18 protein-coding genes are annotated in these 18461 nt (G+C 71.7%); 9 read left to right on the top strand and 9 right to left on the bottom strand.

Features of this window, described 5'->3' with window-relative positions:
* The first annotated feature begins 7 nt into the window (after window positions 1–7).
* The 3 genes from AB0K36_RS03815 (at window position 8) to AB0K36_RS03805 (ending at window position 2116) form a co-directional block, all read left to right on the top strand.
* Window positions 8–1024 (top strand): tetratricopeptide repeat protein, encoded by a 1017-nt coding sequence (locus AB0K36_RS03815; RefSeq protein ID WP_364587797.1) that lies wholly within the window; start codon window positions 8–10, stop codon window positions 1022–1024.
* 62 nt (window positions 1025–1086) lie between these two features.
* A complete protein-coding gene (locus tag AB0K36_RS03810) occupies window positions 1087–1875 on the top strand; it encodes a GntR family transcriptional regulator (protein WP_364587794.1) in 789 nt (262 codons plus the stop codon).
* Between the two features lie 25 nt (window positions 1876–1900).
* The gene (locus tag AB0K36_RS03805) at window positions 1901–2116 is read left to right on the top strand and encodes a dodecin (protein WP_189465469.1); all 216 of its coding nucleotides are present in this window, start codon (window positions 1901–1903) and stop codon (window positions 2114–2116) included.
* 412 nt (window positions 2117–2528) lie between these two features.
* Here the strand turns inward: AB0K36_RS03805 and AB0K36_RS03800 are convergent, their stop codons facing one another.
* Window positions 2529–3023, bottom strand: a complete 495-nt coding sequence (locus AB0K36_RS03800) for a phosphatase domain-containing protein (RefSeq protein WP_364587791.1) — start codon at window positions 3021–3023, stop codon at window positions 2529–2531.
* Window positions 3024–3188: 165 nt separating this feature from the next.
* Here AB0K36_RS03800 and AB0K36_RS03795 point away from each other — a divergent pair, with 165 nt between their 5' ends.
* The gene (locus AB0K36_RS03795; protein WP_364588397.1) at window positions 3189–4238 is read left to right on the top strand and encodes an MsnO8 family LLM class oxidoreductase; all 1050 of its coding nucleotides are present in this window, start codon (window positions 3189–3191) and stop codon (window positions 4236–4238) included.
* 39 nt (window positions 4239–4277) lie between these two features.
* On the opposite strand, the gene AB0K36_RS03790 is transcribed toward AB0K36_RS03795, so the two are convergent.
* Window positions 4278–5246: a LysR family transcriptional regulator gene (locus tag AB0K36_RS03790; protein WP_364587788.1), complete on the bottom strand. Its 969-nt coding sequence runs from the start codon at window positions 5244–5246 to the stop codon at window positions 4278–4280.
* A gap of 36 nt (window positions 5247–5282) precedes the next feature.
* Between AB0K36_RS03790 and AB0K36_RS03785 the strand changes: the two genes are divergently transcribed.
* Window positions 5283–6179: a serine hydrolase gene (locus AB0K36_RS03785; RefSeq protein ID WP_364588394.1), complete on the top strand. Its 897-nt coding sequence runs from the start codon at window positions 5283–5285 to the stop codon at window positions 6177–6179.
* 138 nt (window positions 6180–6317) lie between these two features.
* Window positions 6318–7340 (top strand): MBL fold metallo-hydrolase, encoded by a 1023-nt coding sequence (locus AB0K36_RS03780; RefSeq protein ID WP_364588391.1) that lies wholly within the window; start codon window positions 6318–6320, stop codon window positions 7338–7340.
* Here the strand turns inward: AB0K36_RS03780 and AB0K36_RS03775 are convergent.
* Genes AB0K36_RS03775 through AB0K36_RS03765 form a run of 3 tightly spaced genes read right to left on the bottom strand, consistent with a single transcriptional unit; the run spans window position 7330 to window position 10743 of the window.
* Window positions 7330–8076: a succinate dehydrogenase/fumarate reductase iron-sulfur subunit gene (locus AB0K36_RS03775; RefSeq protein ID WP_364587785.1), complete on the bottom strand. Its 747-nt coding sequence runs from the start codon at window positions 8074–8076 to the stop codon at window positions 7330–7332. The two genes, AB0K36_RS03780 and AB0K36_RS03775, sit on opposite strands and share 11 nt — an antisense overlap.
* Complete coding sequence (locus tag AB0K36_RS03770; protein WP_364587782.1) at window positions 8073–10016, bottom strand: fumarate reductase/succinate dehydrogenase flavoprotein subunit; 1944 nt, start codon at window positions 10014–10016, stop codon at window positions 8073–8075. The genes AB0K36_RS03775 and AB0K36_RS03770 overlap by 4 nt, the downstream gene beginning before the upstream one ends.
* Window position 10017: 1 nt before the next feature.
* Window positions 10018–10743, bottom strand: coding sequence for a succinate dehydrogenase (locus AB0K36_RS03765; protein ID WP_364587779.1), 726 nt, complete (start codon window positions 10741–10743; stop codon window positions 10018–10020).
* Window positions 10744–10826: 83 nt separating this feature from the next.
* Here AB0K36_RS03765 and AB0K36_RS03760 point away from each other — a divergent pair, with 83 nt between their 5' ends.
* Window positions 10827–11747 carry a LysR family transcriptional regulator gene (locus tag AB0K36_RS03760; protein WP_364587776.1) on the top strand — a complete coding sequence of 307 codons (921 nt, stop codon included), beginning with the start codon at window positions 10827–10829 and terminating at the stop codon, window positions 11745–11747.
* On the opposite strand, the gene AB0K36_RS03755 is transcribed toward AB0K36_RS03760, so the two are convergent.
* From AB0K36_RS03755 to pip, 4 genes are all read right to left on the bottom strand, one after another.
* Window positions 11717–13879, bottom strand: a complete 2163-nt coding sequence (locus AB0K36_RS03755; protein WP_364587773.1) for a putative bifunctional diguanylate cyclase/phosphodiesterase — start codon at window positions 13877–13879, stop codon at window positions 11717–11719. The two genes, AB0K36_RS03760 and AB0K36_RS03755, sit on opposite strands and share 31 nt — an antisense overlap.
* On the bottom strand, window positions 13876–14685 hold the full coding sequence (locus AB0K36_RS03750) for an SAM-dependent methyltransferase (protein WP_364588388.1): 810 nt from the start codon (window positions 14683–14685) through the stop codon (window positions 13876–13878). The genes AB0K36_RS03755 and AB0K36_RS03750 overlap by 4 nt, the downstream gene beginning before the upstream one ends.
* Window positions 14686–14946: 261 nt before the next feature.
* Window positions 14947–15915 (bottom strand): SCO0930 family lipoprotein, encoded by a 969-nt coding sequence (locus AB0K36_RS03745; protein WP_364587770.1) that lies wholly within the window; start codon window positions 15913–15915, stop codon window positions 14947–14949.
* A 215-nt stretch (window positions 15916–16130) separates the two neighbouring features.
* On the bottom strand, window positions 16131–17093 hold the full coding sequence (gene pip, locus AB0K36_RS03740; RefSeq protein WP_364587767.1) for a prolyl aminopeptidase: 963 nt from the start codon (window positions 17091–17093) through the stop codon (window positions 16131–16133).
* 54 nt (window positions 17094–17147) lie between these two features.
* On the opposite strand from pip, the gene AB0K36_RS03735 reads away from it, so the two are divergent.
* The gene (locus tag AB0K36_RS03735; RefSeq protein WP_364587764.1) at window positions 17148–17681 is read left to right on the top strand and encodes a MarR family winged helix-turn-helix transcriptional regulator; all 534 of its coding nucleotides are present in this window, start codon (window positions 17148–17150) and stop codon (window positions 17679–17681) included.
* 170 nt (window positions 17682–17851) lie between these two features.
* Entirely contained in the window at window positions 17852–18373 is a 522-nt protein-coding gene (locus AB0K36_RS03730) for a hypothetical protein (RefSeq protein ID WP_364587761.1), read from the top strand.
* Window positions 18374–18461 lie beyond the last annotated feature (88 nt).

Raw genomic sequence — 18461 nt, 5'->3', positions numbered from 1 at the left:
CCTCAACATGTACGGCAAGGCATTCGCTCCCGAGTACCAGGGCGATCTGGGCTCGTCCCTCACGGTGAACTCCTCGTACGACGAGGTCCTCGCCACCGCGGAACGCGCCCGGCGCGACGCGGGCAGCGACCTCGACGCGGCCCGTGCCGCGCTCGCCCTCGCCGAGGCCAACCGTCGGCTGGGGCGGGCCGCCCAGGCAGGGACGGCATGGCGTGACAGCTACCGCTGCGCCCGGCGGGCGGGCGACGCGGCGGGGATGGCCTGGGCTCTCTGGAGTGGCGGCACACTGGCCCGCCAGTGCGGCACCCTGCCGCTCGCCCGGCGGCTGCTCTCCGCGGCCGTCGCCTTCGCCGACGCCTGCGGCGAGCGGCTCGCCCACGGCTACGCCCTCGCCGGCCTCGCCGAGACCGGACGCATACAGGGTGACTACGCGGCGGTCGCCGACCTGCATGAACGGCTCCTCCACGAGGCGCGGGCCCACGGCGAGTCCCGTCACATGGTCTGGGCCATGTCCGGCATCGCGCAGATGCACCGGAACACGGGCGACCACGACAAGGCTCTGGAGCTGTTCACCGAATGCGTACGGATCGCGTCGGAGGCCGACGACGCGCGGGGCCGGGCATGGTCGCTGCGGGGCATGGCCGACGTACTGTCCCTGCGCGGCGACACCGACCGGGCGCTGACGCTGCTGAGCGAGGCGGAGGCCGTCTGCCGCGATCTGGAACTCGCCGGCGCACTGGCCTACAACCACAAGATGCGCGGCAACGTACTGTTCCGGGCGGCCCGATACGAGCAGGCGTGCACGGCCTACCTGTGTGCGCTGCGCGCGTTCCGTGGGATGAACGAGGCCCGGGGCACCGCACTCGCCCGCCTGGGGCTTGCCAAGGCGCGCTCCCGCCGCGGCCGCGCGCCTGCCGCGACGCTCGAGGAACTCGCCGAGCTGGAGCGCGAGTTCGAGCGGATCGGGCTGAGGCAGGCGCGGCAGTCCGTGGCAGCCTTCCGGTCCGAGCTGGCCGCCGCCTGAAAGGGCCGTATTCTCGGCCGAGCACGCTCACGGGGGCGGGGCGGGCTCGGGAGGGAACGGCGATGAGGGACGAGGGCGCGCCCAGGGCGGCGCTCAAACGCGAGCGGGTGCGGGCCTATCTGCTGGGCCTGGTCGACGACCGGCGCCCCGGGGACGCCATCCCTTCCGAACGCACCCTCTGCGCCGCCCTCGACGTGTCACGCCCCACCCTCCGCGCCGCCGTCGACGAACTCGTCGCCACCGGGGCGCTCGTACGGGAGCACGGCCGCGGGATGTTCGTCGCGCCGGCCAAGATCACCCAGGAGCTGGTGGGCGACTCGGCTCCGGCCGCCGCCCCGCCCGCACCGGGGACCTGGTCGAGCCGGGTGCTGGAGTTCCGCAGGACCGCCGCTGGCGCCCGTATCGGGCGCAGGCTGCGGCTTTCCCCCGCCGCGGAGATCTTCCACGTCGCCCGGCTGAGGCTGGTCGACGGCGGCCCCGTCGGACTGGAGTACCTGCACATCCCGGCCGCGCTCGCCCCCGATCTCACCCCGCGGCGGATGGAGTCGGGCTTCTACCGCTACCTGCGGGCCGAGCGCCGGATCGTCGCCGCCCGGGCGGAGCAGTCCATCGAGCCCACCGTGCTGAGCGAGGCCGAGGCGGAGTTGCTGGGCGTACCCGTCCTGTCGCCGGCGCTGCTCTTCGACCGCGTCACCTCCGACCCCGACGGACGCCCGGTCGAGTATGTGCGCTCCCTCTACCGCGGCGACCGCTACCGCATCCTCTCCCGGCTTTCGCTCGGCCCCACGGGGGACGGCCGCCCCGCACCCGACGCCTCGCGGGAAGCCGACTGGTGGGGCACGGTGGAGTGAACGCACCGAGAGGAGCACGACACCCATGTCGAACCACACCTACCGCGTCACCGAGATCGTGGGCACCTCGCCCGACGGGGTCGACCAGGCCATCAAGAACGGCGTCTCCCGGGCCTCGCAGACGCTGCGGGGCCTCGACTGGTTCGAGGTGACGCAGGTCCGCGGGCACATCGTCGAGGGGCGGATCGAGCACTACCAGGTCGGTCTGAAGGTCGGCTTCCGTCTCGAGGACGGCGACTGAGCGCACGCGACCGAACGCCACGCCGCCCGCACGCTCCGGGCGGCGTGCGGCACGTTCCGGCCCCGCCCGGCCGGGCGGAAGTGCGTCTGGTCGGCCGGCCCGGTACGGCGTGACCGGCCCGGCTCGGGTGCGTCTGGTCGGCCCCGCTCAGGTGCGGCCTCGCCCGTCCGGGCGGAGGTGCGTCCGACCGGCCGGCCCGGATCGGCGGGGCTGAGGTGTGTCCGACCCGCCAGGCTCGGGTGCGTCCGACGGCACGGCCCGGCTCACGTGCGTCTGACCGGCCCCGCTCAGATGCGGCCTCGCCCCGCCGGGCGGAGGTGCGTCCGACTGCCCGGCTGGCGTACAGCCCTGACCTGCCGGGCTGAGGTCCGTCCGACCGGCCCGGCTCAGGTACGGGGCTGGCCGGACCGGCTCAGGTGCGGCCCTCGCGCTCCTGGGCCTCGTGCATGGCGGGCGTCGTGCTCGCCGCTCCCCAGACCGCCCGCACGACCCGGAAGCCGGCGCGCTCCGCGTCCTGGCAGACCAGCTCGTCGTCGTCCACCAGCATCCTGATCTCCCGGTCGCGGGAGAGCTGCCGCAGGATCTCGAGCTTGGTCCGGCGCGCGGGCCGCCGGTCGTCGTTGCGCCGCATGAAGATCCGCCCCTGCGGCAGCCCTTGAGCCGCGAGCCAGTCCACGGTGTCCTGCCTGCAGCGCTCCGGCCGGCCGGTCAGATACAGCACCTCGCACTCCTGCGCCGCCTTCAGGCACAGCGCCACGCCCTCGGCGAGCGGCGGGTCCTCGGGGGCGGCGGCGAAGAAGGCGTCCCACGCGCGGGGCTTGCGTTCCAGCAGATGCTGGCGGTGCCCGGCGTCGGAGAGCGTCCCGTCGAGGTCGAATACGGCCAGCGGCCTGCTGCTCTGTGTCACGCCGGTCACCCTAGGCCCTCACCGCCCGATCCGGCCGGATCAGGTCCATGGCGGGCCCCGGAGGACCGGTCATGACCGGGGACGACGAGGACGGGACGGGACCCGGGACGGGACCGGGGGACGTGACCCGGGCGGCACATCGGGAATCCTCACGCGGTGAACGCGTTGAACCGTCATGTGAGCTCACTGACCGCGTCCCCCGTCCGTCTGTCGGTACTCGACCGTTCCCGCACCCGTGAGGGGCACGACGGCCCTGCCGCACTGCGGGACACCGTGAGCCTCGCCCGGCAGGCCGAGGCCCTCGGCTACCACCGCTTCTGGGTCTCCGAACACCACGGTGTCCCGGGCGTCGCGGGTTCGGCACCGACGGTGCTCGCGGCGGCGGTCGCCGCCGCGACCACCTCGATCCGTGTCGGCACCGGCGGAGTCATGCTGCCCAACCACCAACCACTGGTCGTGGCCGAGCAGTTCGGGGTGCTGGAGTCGCTCTTCCCCGGCCGGGTCGACATGGGCCTCGGCCGGTCCGTCGGCTTCACGGACGGTATCCGCCGGGCCCTCGGCCGGGACAAGCAGGACGCGGAGGACTTCGAGGCCCGGCTGGAGGAACTTCTGGGCTGGTTCACCGGCGACCGGACGGCGCATCCACACGTCCACGCCCGCCCCTCCGAGGGGCTCAGGGTCCCTCCGTATCTGCTCGCCACCGGTGAGGGCGCGGGGATCGCGGCACGTGCCGGCCTTCCGCTGGTCATCGGCGATCTCCGTGGCCGCGACCGGCTGCTCAGGGCCGTGGAGGGCTACCGGCGGGACTTCCGCCCCTCCGTGTGGGCGGAGCGGCCGTACGTGGTCGTCGCGGGGACGGTGGCGGTCGCGGGCAGCGAGCAGGAGGCGCGCCGGCTGCTGATGCCGGAGGCCTGGTCGATGGCGTACTCCCGCACTCGGGGGACGTTCCCGCCGCTCCTGCCGCCCGAGCGGGTCGAGGCGCTGGAGATGACCGCCAAGGAGCGCGGTCTCTACGAGTCGGGGCTGAGCGGTCACATCGCGGGGACCGAGGACCAGGTCGCGGACGCCCTGGGGGCGGCGGTCGAGGAGAGTGGGGCCGACGAGGTACTGGTCACCACCAGCACGTACGACCGCGCGGCGCTGCTGGACTCACTGCGGCGTCTCGCGCGGCTGGCCGGGCTGCCCTCCCGCGACCTGACCGCCGCGGCCGCCTGACCGGCCGGGACGCCCACCCGGCGTCCCCCGCCCCGCGCGTCACCCGAAGACCACCGACCAGGGGCGCGGCCCGTCGCCGGCCGGGGTCTCGGCAGGCGGTGCCGCGGCAGCGCCTAGGGCGGGCGTACGGTCGCGGGCCAGGACGTCCGCGGCGACGGCCGCGAACTCCGCGGCGGCCCTGTGCGGCGACTGCCCCGGCCAGGCCGCGCGGATCCGCTGCGCGAGCGGCCGGCCCGCCAGGGGCCGCCAGACCACCCTGGGCTCCTTGCGGGCCACCGGACCCTGGTCGAAGGCGACTCCGTGGCCGGCCGTCACCAGGCCGATGAGGAACTCGGGGTTGCGGGCCTGCCGCACCTCACGGGGGACGAACCCGGCGGCGCGGCAGATCTCGAGCGTGGTGTCGTACCAGCCGGGGGCGGAGGCTCTCGGGAAGAGGACGAGGTCCTGGCCCGCCAGGTCGGCCAGCGCGACCTCCGGAAGCCGGGCGAGGGGCGAGGTGCGGGGCAGCACCACCCCAAGTTCGAGCCGGGTCTCCGGTCCCAGCTCGAGGCCGCTGACGTCCGCCGGCTGCTGGACGAGGCCGATGTCGAGACCTCCGGAGGCCAGCAGCCGGAGCTGTTCGTCCGTCGTCAGCTCCTGGAGGTCGATGCGCAGGGCCCGTTCCCTGCACTCGGCGACCAGCGCCCCCAGCACCGCTGCGGAGGTGTCGGGCGGTACGCCCGCGCGCAGCGTGCCGAGGCCGCCGTCGCGGGCGCGGCGCACGAGCGCCCTGGTGCGCTCCTCGCGGGCCAGCAGGTCCCGCGCCTGGTCCACGAGTACGGACCCGGCCGGGGTGAGCTGCACCTGCCGCCGTGAACGGTCGAAGAGCTCTGCGCCGAGCTCGTCCTCCAGCTTGCGCACGGCACGGCTGAGCGGCGGCTGGGCCATGCCGAGGCGGTCGGCCGCCCGCCCGAAGTTCAACTCGTCGGCCACAACGACGAAGATACGCAAGTGGCGCAGGAGATCCACGGGACGACCCTAGGCGACAGGAGCGGCGGCCGAATGCTGATCGAGGAGAGACTGCGAGCGGTGTTCGCCGGAGCGGGAGCCGAGGGCGTCCTGCACGCGGTGGACGTCGACGGCCCCGGTGAGGCGGGGTACGGCGCCGATGAACCGGTCGTCGTCGCCTCGGTGTTCAAGGTGCTCCTCGTCCTGGAGTTCGCGCGGCAGTCGGCCGCCGGCCAGCTCGATCCCCGGGAGCGGGTCCGGGTGACGTCCGAGCGCCGCCTCGGCGGCTGGGGCACCGGGGGCTGCCTCGACGATGTGGAGCTGTCCCTGCGCGACCTCGCCCACTTCGCGATGGCGGTGAGCGACAACACGGCCGCGGACCTGCTGATGGAGCGCGTGGGTCCGGACACCGTGGCGATGCTGGCGAAGGAACTCGGGCTCGCGCACACCCGGATCGTGGGCGGGCCCCGGCAGGTGCTGGAGTCGATGCTCGACGAGGTGGGGGCGCGGGACGAGCGGGAGTTCGCCGCGGTCTTCCCGACGCTGTCCGCCGCGGAGGTGCGCGGCCTCGGCGTGTACGACCCGGCCCGTACGAACGCGAGCACGCCGCGCGAGATGACGCGCCTGCTCCGGATGGTGTGGCGGGACGAAGCGGGGCCGCCCGAAGCCTGCGCGCAGGTGCGGAACCTGATGGGCCGCCAGGTGTTCCGCCACCGGCTCTCCGCCGGGTTCGGCGACGGAGTGCGCGTGGCGGCCAAGACGGGCACGCTGCCGGGACTGCACAACGAGGTCGGGGTGGCCGAGTACCCGGACGGCGGCAGGTACGCGGTGGCCGTGTTCGCCCGAACTCCGGGTCTGCAGGCCAACCATACGGAAACGGACGTGGCGATCGGCGCGGCGGCACGGACGGCGGTGGACCTGCTGCGCGGCCTCGAGCCCGAGCACCGGCCCTGACCGGCGATCGCCCGTATTGGAGAGAGCCCATGGGCAGTCATGCTCATTCGGGTATGGGTGGTGCGGCAATCCGGTCTTGGACGGGACCCGCCCGCGCCTGATCTCCTCTGACTCATGAGCGAACACACGAGTGAGCACATGAGTGACCCGATGAACGGCCCTCAGCACGGCGGCCGGAGGATGTTCGTGCGGCGGACCCTGCTCCGCGGAGCGGCGCTCGGTGCGGCGGCGCCGCTGCTGCCGGCGGGGACGGCGGCTGCTTCGACGGCCGGGTCCCGGAAGGCCGCCGCCGCGGTACCCGCCGGCTCCGCGACCCTGCGCTGGCTCGGCACCTCGGGCTGGCGCATCGGGGTCGGCGGCAGGACCGTCCTGTTCGACCCGTACATCACCCGTTTCCCCACCGGCCTGTTCGGCCCGAAGGGCAGTTTCGACGCGGCCACCCCGCTGGTCTGCGACGAGCAGCTGGTGACGCGGCACGCGGGCAGCCCGGAGCTGGTGCTGGTCAGCCACACCCACTGGGACCACATCAACGACGTGCCCCACATCGCGCGTTCGACGGGCGCCCGGGTCATCGGCACCGAGACGACGTACCACGTGCTGCGGGCGCTCGGCGTGGACGCCGGGCAGATCAGCGTGGTCAAGGGCGGCGAGGTGCTCGACTTCGACGGCTTCACCGTGGAGGTCGTCGCGAGCCGGCACAGCCGTAACGCCAAGTGGTCCTACTTCGCGCCGGGCACGCTGAACGCCGTTCCTCGCCGCGCGCCGCGGACGATCTCCGATCTGCCGGAGGGCGACACGCTCGCCTTCCAGGTGAGCGTGAAGGGCGGCCCGTCCGTCTTCCTCATGGGCGCGAGCGACTTCGAGGAGCGGGCCGCGAGTGGGCTGCGACCCGATGTGCTGATGGCCGCCACCCCGTCGAGTTCGGCGACGCACCGCTATCTCGAGAGGCTGCTGGGCGCGCTCGGCGGCCCTGCGACCGTCGTCCCGGTCCACTGGGACAACTTCGAGAGGCCGCTGAGCCTGCCGCCGCAGCGTGATCCGGTCATGGACCTGGACGGCTTCACCGACCTGATCCGTACGCTCTCCCCCACATCGAGGATCGTCGTGCCCGACTACGAGACCCTCTACGGCGCCGACATGCGGCCGGCGGTCACCGCCTGACCTTGCGCGTCGCGCGCAGCCACTCCTTGTTCATCGCGGCGATGGACGGCAGCGGGATCCCCTTCGGGCAGGCGGTGGCGCACTCCCCGGTGAGGGTGCACCCTCCGAAGCCCTCGTCGTCCATGGCCGCGACCATGTCGAGCACCCGGGTCTCGCGCTCCGGAGCGCCCTGGGGCAGCACATTGAGATGGTTGACCTTGGCCGAGGTGAAGAGCATCGCGGAGCCGTTGGGGCAGGCCGCCACACACGCCCCGCAGCCGATGCACTCCGCGTGCTCGAAGGCGGAGTCGGCGTCCGGCTTGGGCACGGGAGTGGCGTGCGCGTCGGGGGCCGAGCCGGTGGGAGCGCTGATGTAGCCGCCGGCCTGGATGATCCGGTCGAAGGCGGAGCGGTCGACGACCAGGTCCTTCACCACCGGGAAGGCCGATGCCCGCCACGGCTCGACGTCGATGGTGTCGCCGTCGCGGAAGGAGCGCATGTGGAGCTGGCAGGTGGTGGTGCGTTCCGGGCCGTGGGCGTCGCCGTTGATGACGAGCGAACAGGCGCCGCAGATGCCCTCGCGGCAGTCGTGGTCGAACGCGACGGGCTCCTCCCCACGAAGGATCAGGTCCTCGTTGAGGGTGTCGAGCATCTCCAGGAACGACATGTCGGACGAGATGCCGTCCACCTCGTAGGTCGCCATGTCGCCGGGGGTCTCGGCGTTCTTCTGCCGCCAGATGCGCAGGTTGAGCTTCATGCGTAGCTCCGCTGGGTGGGGTGGACGTACTCGAAGACCAGGTCTTCCTTGTGCAGGACGGGAGGGGCGCCGGTCCCTGTGAACTCCCAGGCGGCCGCGTAGGCGAACTCGTCGTCCTTGCGGGCGGCTTCGCCGTCCGGGGTCCGGGACTCCTCCCGGAAGTGGCCGCCGCACGATTCGGTGCGGTGCAGCGCGTCGAGGCACATCAGCTCGGCGAGCTCCAGGTAGTCGACGACGCGGTTGGCCTTCTCCAGCGACTGGTTGAACTCCTCGCCCGTACCCGGCACCTTGATGCGCCGCCAGAACTCCTCACGGATCTGCGGGATCCGGTCGAGTGCCTTGCGGAGCCCTTCGTCGGTGCGGGCCATCCCGCAGAACTCCCACATGAGTTCGCCGATCTCGCGGTGGTAGGAGTCGGGCGTGCGGTCGCCGCCGACGGCCAGCAGCAGGTTGAGCCGGTCCTCCACCTCGGCGACGGCCTCGGCGACGGCGGGGTGGCCGGCGCCGACGGCGTCGAAGGTGCCCCGGGCGAGATAGTCGTTGATGGTGGACGGCAGGACGAAGTAGCCGTCGGCGAGGCCCTGCATCAGGGCGGAGGCGCCGAGGCGGTTGGCGCCGTGGTCGGAGAAGTTGGCCTCACCGATGGCGAAGAGGCCGGGGATCGTGGTCTGCAGGTCGTAGTCGACCCACAGGCCGCCCATCGTGTAGTGCACGGCGGGGTAGATCCGCATGGGGACCTCGTACGGGTTCTCCGCGGTGATCCGCTCGTACATCTCGAAGAGGTTGCCGTACTTCTCCTCGATCTTCTCTCGGCCCATCCGCCTGATCGCGTCGGCGAAGTCCAGGTAGACGCCCTGCCCGCCGGGGCCGACGCCGCGTCCTTCGTCGCAGACGTTCTTCGCCGCCCGGGAGGCGATGTCGCGGGGGACGAGGTTGCCGAAGGACGGGTAGATCCGCTCCAGGTAGTAGTCGCGTTCGTCCTCGGGGATCTCGTTCGGCGGCCGTGCGTCGCCACGGGCCTTGGGCACCCAGATGCGACCGTCGTTGCGCAGCGACTCGCTCATCAGCGTCAGTTTGGACTGGTGGTCGCCGGTGCGCGGGATGCAGGTGGGGTGGATCTGGGTGAAGCAGGGGTTGGCGAACCAGGCGCCGCGCCGGTGGGCCCGCCAGACGGCGGTGGCGTTGGAGTTCATGGCGTTCGTCGACAGGTAGAACACGTTGCCGTAGCCGCCTGTCGCGAGAACCACCGCGTCGGCGAAGTACGTGGAGATCCGGCCCGTGATCAGATCGCGGGCGACGATGCCGCGGGCTCGTCCGTCGACGACGATCAGATCCAGCATCTCCGTGCGGGGGTGCATGGTGACGGTGCCCGCCGCGATCTGGCGGGAGAGTGCCTGGTAGGCGCCGAGGAGGAGCTGCTGGCCGGTCTGTCCGCGGGCGTAGAAGGTGCGGGAGACCTGGACGCCGCCGAAGGAGCGGGTGTCGAGCAGGCCGCCGTACTCGCGGGCGAACGGGACGCCCTGGGCCACGCACTGGTCGATGATCTCGACGGAGATCTCGGCGAGGCGGTGCACATTGGACTCGCGGGCCCTGAAGTCGCCGCCCTTGACGGTGTCGTAGAAGAGGCGGTGCACGGAGTCGCCGTCGTTGCGGTAGTTCTTGGCGGCGTTGATGCCGCCCTGCGCGGCGATCGAGTGGGCCCGTCGCGGAGAGTCCTGGTAGCAGAACTGCTCGACGTGGTAGCCCTGTTCGGCGAGCGTGGCACCCGCCGCGCCGCCGGCGAGGCCCGTACCGACGACGATGACGGTGTGCTTGCGGCGGTTGGCGGGGTTGACCAGCTTCGCCTCGAAGCGGCGCCGGTCCCAGCGCTGCTCGACGGGGCCTGCCGGTGCCTTCGTGTCGGCGAGGGGCGCGCCGATCGTGTGGTCGAGGTAGTCCATGTCAGCTCACGACTCCGGTCATGACGGCGACGGGTACGGAGAGGAAGCCGGCCGTGAGCAGCAGGGCCAGCCCGTCGGCGGCGGTCTTGAGGACGCGGTCGCGGGTGGCGTTGCCCATGCCGAGGGTCTGCGCGGCGCTCCAGAAGCCGTGCCGGATGTGCAGTCCGACGGCGAGCATCGCGACGATGTAGACGACGTTCCCGTACCAGGTGGAGAACGTGGCGACGACGTTCTCGTACGGGTGGCCGGGCCGGGCGTTCTCGTTGACGGTGAGCGTCGTCAGGTCCAGCAGGTGCCAGACGATGAACAGCGCCAGGATGATCCCGCCCCAGCGCATGGTGCGCGTCGCGTAGCTCGAACGCCGCTTGCGGTGCACGTACTTGTCCGGGCGTGCCGCGATGTCGCGGCGGCTGAGCTGGTAGGCGGCGACGCCGTGCCCGACGACGGCGAGGAGCAGCACCACCCGCACGAGCCACAGGCCCCATGAGTAGTGCAGCACGGGCTCGCCCATGGTCCGTAGCCAGTGCCCGTACGCGTTGAACTCGTCCGCCCCGAAAAAGATCTTGAGGTTGCCCATCATGTGGGCGACGAGGTATCCGAGCATGATCAGGCCGCTGACGGCCATGACCGCCTTCTTGCCGACGGTGGACCGCCAGAACAGCCGTATGACGGACGGTTGCCGGTCCGTCCTCGACGGCTTCTCTTCCGTCCTCGTTCCCAGTGCCATGCCGTCGACGCTAGGGCCGGAGAGGTCCAGAGGTCCAAGACATGATCCGGCTCATGTCCATAGTCATCGACTATCGTGGTCCCATGCAGCTGCAGCAGCTCCTCTACTTCGTCGCCGTCGCGGAGACCCGCCATTTCACCCGCGCCGCCGAGCGCGTCCATGTCTCGCAGCCGTCGCTCTCCCAGCAGATCAGAGCACTGGAGAAGGAGCTGGGCGCGGACCTGTTCGGCCGGGCCCGGGGCAACATCGCCCTCACGGACGCCGGCGAGACCCTGCTCCCCCTCGCGCGGCGCATCCTCGCCGACGCCGACACGGCCCGCCGCGAGGTCCAGGAACTGGCCCAGCTGCGCCGGGGCCGGGTGCGGCTGGGCGCCACGCCGAGCCTGTGCACCGGCCTGCTGCCCGAGGTGCTGCGCACCTTCCACGATCTGCACCCGGGCATCGAGCTGCTGATCGAGGAGTCCGGCTCCCACGACCTGGTGCGGGAGCTTGCCCGCGGCTCGCTCGACCTCGCCCTCGTCGTGCTGCCCCTGCCGTCGCCGTCCCCCGCGCTGACCACCGTCGAGCTGCTCAAGGAGGACCTGGTCGTGGTGTCGTCGCCGCAGGCCCGGGAACCCCGCCGGCGTGTACGGATCGCCGACCTCGCGGGCGAGCCGCTGGTGATGTTCCGGCACGGCTACGACCTGCGGGAGCTGACCGTCGCCGCCTGCCGCGCGGCGGGCTTCGAGCCGACGTTCACGGTGGAGGGCGGCGAGATGGACGCGGTGCTGGGTTTCGTACGGGCCGGGCTCGGCGTCGCCGTCGTGCCCCGCACGGTCGCCGAGCGGGCCGGCGGCGACCTCCGGGTCACCCCGCTCGCCGGTCCGGGCCTGCGCCGGACCGTCGCACTGGCCCACCGCAGTGATGTGGCGCCGCCCCGGGCGGCCCGCGAGCTGCAGCGCGTGCTGCTGGACTCGATGGCCGCCGCGGGACGTCAGACGGCGTCGGCCATCACCAGCGTGTGAATCCGGTCGGGTGCGCCCGGCCGCGCGTAGTACCACCCCTGCGCGGTGTCGCAGCCGAGTTCCCTCAGCTGCTCGGCCTGGGCGCCGGTCTCCACCCCTTCCACCGTGACGGCCAGCTCCAGGCTGTGCGCGAGGGACACGATGCCCTCGACGATCTTCAGGTCGACGGGGTCGGCGGGATGACGCTGCATGCCCTGGGTGAAGGAACGATCCAGCTTCAGCACGCTCACCGGCAGCCGGCGCAGGTTGGCCAGGTTGGAGTATCCGGTTCCGAAGTCGTCGAGCGCGATGTCCACGCCCATCTCCGCCAGTTGCCGCAGCGGCTTGAGCCGGTCCTCGTCGGCGCCGATCAGCGCCGACTCGGTGACCTCCAGACAGAGCGCTCCCGGTTCCAGACCCGAGCGCTCGAGCACGTCGACGGTGTCCGCCACCAGCCCGGGATGCTGGAGCTGGGCGGGCGAGAGGTTGACGTTGATCCGCAGCGGGCCGCCGTCGGTGTGCCGCCTGCTCCAGAACCTGGCCTGGCGTACGGCCTCCTGGAGCACCCAGCGGCCGAGCGGCACGATCAGTCCCGTGCGTTCCGCGAGCGGTATGAACCGGTCGGGGCCGAGCACCCCGTGCTGCGGATGGCACCAGCGCACGAGCGCCTCCGCGCCGTGCACGGTGCCGTCCCCGAGGTGCACCAGCGGCTGGTACTCGATGAAGAACTCACCGCGTTCCAGGGCGGCGGGCAGCGCGTTGGTCAGCCCGTGCCGGGTGATCGCGCGGGCGTCCGCCTCCGGGTCCGCGATCTCGAAGCGGTTGCCGCCCGCGGACTTGGCGCGGTACATGGTGATGTCGGCGCTGCGCAGCACCTCCGCGCTGGTGCGCTCCCCGGCCGGGCCCTCCACGATGCCGATGCTGCCGCGGACGGTGAACTCCCGTCCGTCGACACGGATCGGGGTGGCGAGGGCGCCCAGGATGCGGGTGGCCAGCTCGTCCACGGCGTTCTGCGTGTCTGGGCCGGTCGTCAGTGCGACGAACTCGTCGCCACCGAGCCGCGCGACCATCTCGCCCGGTGCGGTGGCGCAGCTCTGCAGCCGGTCGGCGACCTCCACCAGCAGCCGGTCGCCGGTGGCGTGGCCGAGGCTGTCGTTGATGGTCTTGAAGCCGTCGAGGTCGAGGTAGCACAGCCCGAAGCGAGTGCCGGCCGCCGCACCGACGGCCTTCTCGAGACGCTCGAAGAACAGCGTCCGGTTGGGCAGACCGGTCAGCGCGTCGTGCGTGGCCTCGTACCGCAGACGCAGATTGAGCAGCCGACGCTCCGTGGTGTCCTCGAACAGCGCCAGCTGGTACTGCGGCTCCCCGTCGGCGTCGCGCAGCAGGGAGACGGTCAGATTGGTCCACAGGACGGTGCCGTCGTTGCGGTAGAACGGCTTCTCGACCCGGTAGTGCTCGCGTTCCCCGGTCACCAGCTCGTGGTACAGCTTCCAGACCTGGGGCCGGTCCTCCGGGTGCGCCCAGTCGGTGACCTTGCGCCCGCGGACGTGGTTCTCCAGACCGCCGAACATCTGGGTCAGCGTGTCGTTGACCTCGAGCACGTTGCCCTCGAGATCGGCGATCCCGATGCCGATCGCGGCGCCCTCGAAGACCGCGCGGAAGCGTGCCTCCGTGGCGTGCATGGCCTGCAGCGCCTCACTGCGCGCCAGCAGCGACGAGCGGGCGATGGACTCCTGCTCGGCCAGCGTCCGTTCCCGCAGCGCCTGCGCGAAGCCGGCGGCGAGGGCGTGCTGGAGGCGGGCGCAGCGGGCCCGGTTCTCCTCCGCGGTCTGCTCGGAATCGCCGCAGTAGAGCACCAGGTAGGCGTCGACCACGCCCAGGGTGCGGCTGAGGGCGTCAGGGTCGGTGCAGTGTGCGCCGACCAGCGCGGCCCCCACCTGCTGCGCGGGCTGTGCGGTGAAGGGGCGGGCATGGAGCGCGCTGTTCAACTCCCGCGCGAGCGGCAGCAGATGCTGCTCGAACTCGGGCCGGGTGAGCGACGTTGCCGTGGCGGGGAAGATGGCACGGCTCCAGATGGTCGCGAACCGCCTGAGCCGGTCCTCCAGCACGTCCGTGTCCCCCTCGGACCCGGACGCCCGTGACGTTTGCCTCACGCTTTGCGCCCCACCCCGGCGAAGCCGGAGAAGGCGTACGGATCCTCTTGGTCGACGGGCCCGTCGGGCCGCCATTCCGGCATGGACACCAGGCCCGGTTCGACCATCGTGTACCCGTCGAAGAACCGGCCGACCTCCTCGCGCGAGCGCATCACGAGCGGGTTGCGGATGTCCCGGTACACACCGACCGTTCCGCCGGCCTGCTCGGCCGGGAGGGGGATGCCGTCGAAGGAGGCGTGGGTGATCACCAGCAGGCTGCCGGGCGCCAGCGCGTCCCGCAGCTCGGCCACGGCCTCCCACGGCTCGTCCTCGTCCGTGAGGAAGTGCAGTACGGCGACGAGGAGCACCGCCACCGGCCGGTCCAGGTCCAGCAGTTGCGCCTCGGGGCTGTCCAGGATCTCCCGCGGCTTGCGCAGGTCGGCGGCGACGACGTCCGACTGTGTGTCGCCGTCGAGGACCGCCCGGCTGTGCGCGACCGCCACCGGGTCGTGGTCCACGTAGAGCACCCGCGCCTCGGGGCTGGCCTTGCGGGCGACTTCATGGACATTCCCGAAGGTCGGAATGCCGGAGCCGATGTCGAGGAACTGCGTGATGCCCTCGCCCACCGCGTAATTGACGGCGCGGCGCATGAAGGCACGGTTCGCCTGCATGATCTTGGGGAGTCCCGGCATGAACTCCATCGCCCTGCGCGCGGCCGCCCTGTCGACCTCGAAATTGTGGGAGCCGCCCAGGTAGAAGTCATAAATGCGGGACACGCTCGGCACCGATATGTCGATGCCCTGCGGGGCCCAGGCGGGACGCTCCATCGATGTCTCCAACAAGTCGCCACGGGGGAGTTCGGCCATGTCCATGGCCAGTGTTCGAGCCGAGGCTACTGATCGCCCGCCAAGAGGGCGAGCCCAAACGGAAATTAGCGGTCCGTTCTTGGTCACACCTGTTCGTCATGCGCCACCGGAACGCGACGTGGTCACATGCGTCCGGCAAACGCCCCCGCACATGCGTCGGACCCGCCGTCACGCGGAGGGGCGTGAGACGGGCCGACGCTGGCCGGAGGCGCGGCGTGGGGACTACTTGGGCGCTCCGACCGGCTTGCCCTCGGGCGAGACGGCGTACCAGGTGCCTCCGACGCCCTGGCCGTTGGTGTCACCCGGCTTGGAGTCCCCCTTGAAGGTGTAGATCGGCCAGCAGTCGATGGTCTGCTGCTCGATCCCGTCGGGCCGGTCGAATGTCACGAAGCCCTTCTTCAGGATTCCGACGGTGTCGTTCTTCTCGACGGGCTCCACGACCGGCCACTTCTCCAGGCAGTCGCCGGTGCAGGCGGTCTTCATCGGCCAGGCCGAGTCCTTCATGAAGCGGTAGACGGTCATTCCGTTCTTGTCGACCACGATCTCACCGAGCTTGGGGTCCTTGCGGACGGAAAGCCCCGCGAGGTCGGCGGGTTCCGAGGCCTCGTCGCCGCCCGCTTCGCCGCCGGCACCCGGTGCGGCCTTCTTGCCGTCGGGGGCGGAGGCGTACCAAGTGCCGCCCACACCCTGGCCCTTGACGTCGCCTGCCTTGGTGTCCTTGGCGTAGCGGTACATCGGCCAGCCACCGATGGTGAGCTGCTTCGTGCCGTCCGCCCTGGTGACCTCGCCGATCAGGGAGGGGTCGACGCCGGGGGCCGCGGAGGCGCCGCCGGCGGCGACGACCGGCCAGGTCTTCGCGCAGTCGCCTTCGCAATTCGACTTCGGCGGTTCCGCGGTGTCCTTGTCGAACCGGTAGAGGGTGAGCCCCGCGCTGTCGGCGAGGACCTTGCCGAGTTCCTTGCTCTCCCAGACCGCGAGCTGCCCGGCCGGCTTGGCGGCCGCCGCCTCGCCGCCGGCGTCGGAGCCGTACCCGGCGTCGGATCCGTAACCGTTCCCGGGCTGCGCGGGGTTGGCCGCGCCGACCGCCTGACCGTTGGGGGTCTCGGTGCCCGTCTCCTGACCGCACGCCGTCGTCAGCGCGAGTACGGCCGTCGCAGTCACCGCGAGCGAGGCGTTCCGCCAGGTGTTCATGTCCACTCCCGTGTTCATCCATCCGGTTCCGGCGCCGGAGCGCCGTTCATGGCCCTAGGTACGGACGGGAGGGCGGCGTCTGTTCAACGTCTTCGAAAAAATCTTGTGAGTCGCAACCGCGAATGGTTGAAATCCCGCTGCCAACAGGTGAATTCACCCCATGTGGAACCGCCATGGAATTGGCCGGATTTCAACTGCCCCCTGGGGCACATCAGTCACTCCGTGTACCGGAAGCGCTCCAGAGCGCCGATCACGCGGTCCCGCATCGTGGCACTTCCCTTGTGGCCGGAGTCGTCCACGACCACCAGTTCGGCGTCGCTCCAGACGCGGCTGAGTTCCCAGGGCGTCTCGAGCGGCGTGCTGAGATCCAGACGGCCGTGGAAGAGCGCACCGGGAATTCCTTTCAGTCGGCCGGCCTCACGCAGCAGCACTCCTTCCTCGAGCCAGGCGCCGTGCGCGAAGTAATGGGCGGCGATCCGCACCAGCGCGATCCGCTCGTCCGAGGGCCGGCCACCGTACGGGTCGGGTCCGCCGTTCGGCTCGAGGGAGAGCACGGCGTCCTCCCATCTGCACCAGTCGACGGCCGCCTTCTCCCGCACCGCCCGGTCCTCGCTCTCCATGAGCCTGGCGTACGCGGCCACGAGGTCACCGGCGCGGTCGGCCTCCGGCACGCCGAGCCGGAACTGGTGCCACTGCTCCGGGAAGAACCGGCCGACGCCCCGGTAGAGCCAGTCGATCTCTCGGCGGCGGGTGGTCGTGACGCCGTTGACGACGATCCCGGACACCCGCTCCGGATGCCGCTCCGCGTAGGCGAGGAGCAGCGTGGATCCCCATGACCCGCCGTACAGCAGCCACCGCTCGATGCCGAGGTGCTCACGCAACTGCTCCATGTCGGCGAGCAGATGACCGGTGGTGTTGTGCCGCATGTCGGCGGCCGGGTCCGCCGCGTGCGGGGTACTGCGCCCGCAGCCGCGCTGGTCGAAGAGCACGACCCGGTACGCGTCCGGGTCGAAGTACCGGCGCATCCGGGGGTTGCAGCCGGAGCCCGGCCCGCCGTGTACGACGAGCGCGGGCTTTCCCCGCGGATTGCCGCACACCTCCCAGTGGACGAGGTTCCCGTCCCCCACGTCGAGCATCCCCTGCTCGTACGGCTCGATCGGCGGATACAGCTCTGCCATGGCCCGACATCCTCCCCGTCACCTGAATTACAACAGCGCTGTTACATTAACCCCATGGCCTCGCCCGACCAAGACACCGCCGCCGCCCCCTCCCCCGGCCCCGAGCTCCTCGGCACCCGCCTGCGCCTCCTTCTGAACCATCTCGACTCCGACGTCGCGGCAGTCTACGAGGACTTGGGCCTGGCGGGCCTGCGCCCCCGGTACGCCCCCGTCCTGCGCATCCTGTCCGCCCAAGGCCCGAGCTCGATCCAGGACCTGGCCCGGGCGACCGGTGTGACGCACTCGGCGGCGAGCCAGACGGTCGCCCAACTCGTCAAAGAGGGCCTCGCCACGATCGGCCCCGGCAGCGACGGGCGCCGGCGCATCGCGACGCTCACCGCCGAGGCCGAGTCCCTGATGCCCGCACTGGACGCCGAGTGGCAGGCCACCGCAGCGGCCGCCGCCGCTTTCGAGGCGGAGCTGCCGTACCCGTTGAGCCGGCTGATCGGCGAGGCGCTCGAAGCGCTGCGCCGGCGGCCCATGCGTGAACGCATCGCGGACGCGGCACCCGGTCTCCCGCGGAACCCCGAGCGCGCCGGCGGTGGCTGAGCCCCTGCACATCCCCGGAGAACCGCATCCGCTGGAGACGGAAATGACCCGTTTGCCCTACAGCGATCGCGGGGGACCAACACCGCTCTTAGCGTTTCGGTGATCGAGGTGCATTTCCCGACCCACGCGGAAATCGTTCCGCGACTGCTCCTCGGGACCGGAGGACCACCATGCGCGCGATACGTGCCGCATCCGCCGCTCTGCTCGGAGCGGCCGCACTCGCCCTGACGGCCCCCACAGCCGCGGCCGTCAACAACACGCCGTACGACTTCAATGTCACGCCCTCGACCGTCGCGGCGGGCGGTCGTGTCACCCTGACCGCGGGTGGCTGCCCCAGCACCACCACCGTCACCTCCGGTGTCTTCGACACCGTCACCATCCCCCGCAACGGCGCAGCGACGGCCACCGTCGACTGGGACGCCAGGCCGGGCGCCGTGTATTCGGTGCAGTTCAACTGCATCGGCCGGATCGGCACCCTCGACCTCACCATCGCCGGCGGGTCCTCGAGCCCCACTGCCAGCTCCACCAGGACCGCCACCACCGCACCGCCCCAGGGTGTGCGCGGCGGCGTGGGCGGCAGCTTCGACGGCATGAACACCGCGGAGATCGCGGCGGGCGGCGCTCTCGTGGCGGCGGCCGCGACGGCGACCGTGCTCGTCGTGCGCAGGCGGTCGACGAACCGCCAGCACTGATGGCGACACCGGCACGGCCCCGTACGTCCCGGGCTACCGTGCCCGCCCGACCGCAACAGGCGCCGACCGCCCGTCGCCCCGAGTCCTT

Origin of the sequence: Streptomyces kurssanovii, from assembly GCF_040677245.1 — a bacterium.
GTDB lineage: Bacteria > Actinomycetota > Actinomycetes > Streptomycetales > Streptomycetaceae > Streptomyces > Streptomyces kurssanovii.
This window is presented reverse-complemented; position numbering and strand designations above follow the sequence as displayed.

Coding starts and splice junctions, on each gene's coding strand:
- AB0K36_RS03815 (WP_364587797.1), top strand. CDS start 8: ATGTACGGCAAGGCATTCGCTCCCGAGTACCAGGGCGATCTGGGCTCG.
- AB0K36_RS03775 (WP_364587785.1), bottom strand. CDS start 8,076: ATGAAGCTCAACCTGCGCATCTGGCGGCAGAAGAACGCCGAGACCCCC.
- AB0K36_RS03750 (WP_364588388.1), bottom strand. CDS start 14,685: ATGGAGCGTCCCGCCTGGGCCCCGCAGGGCATCGACATATCGGTGCCG.
- pip (WP_364587767.1), bottom strand. CDS start 17,093: ATGGCAGAGCTGTATCCGCCGATCGAGCCGTACGAGCAGGGGATGCTC.
- AB0K36_RS03780 (WP_364588391.1), top strand. CDS start 6,318: ATGAGTGACCCGATGAACGGCCCTCAGCACGGCGGCCGGAGGATGTTC.
- AB0K36_RS03760 (WP_364587776.1), top strand. CDS start 10,827: ATGCAGCTGCAGCAGCTCCTCTACTTCGTCGCCGTCGCGGAGACCCGC.
- AB0K36_RS03745 (WP_364587770.1), bottom strand. CDS start 15,915: ATGAACACCTGGCGGAACGCCTCGCTCGCGGTGACTGCGACGGCCGTA.
- AB0K36_RS03735 (WP_364587764.1), top strand. CDS start 17,148: ATGGCCTCGCCCGACCAAGACACCGCCGCCGCCCCCTCCCCCGGCCCC.
- AB0K36_RS03805 (WP_189465469.1), top strand. CDS start 1,901: ATGTCGAACCACACCTACCGCGTCACCGAGATCGTGGGCACCTCGCCC.
- AB0K36_RS03730 (WP_364587761.1), top strand. CDS start 17,852: ATGCGCGCGATACGTGCCGCATCCGCCGCTCTGCTCGGAGCGGCCGCA.
- AB0K36_RS03810 (WP_364587794.1), top strand. CDS start 1,087: ATGAGGGACGAGGGCGCGCCCAGGGCGGCGCTCAAACGCGAGCGGGTG.
- AB0K36_RS03765 (WP_364587779.1), bottom strand. CDS start 10,743: ATGGCACTGGGAACGAGGACGGAAGAGAAGCCGTCGAGGACGGACCGG.
- AB0K36_RS03770 (WP_364587782.1), bottom strand. CDS start 10,016: ATGGACTACCTCGACCACACGATCGGCGCGCCCCTCGCCGACACGAAG.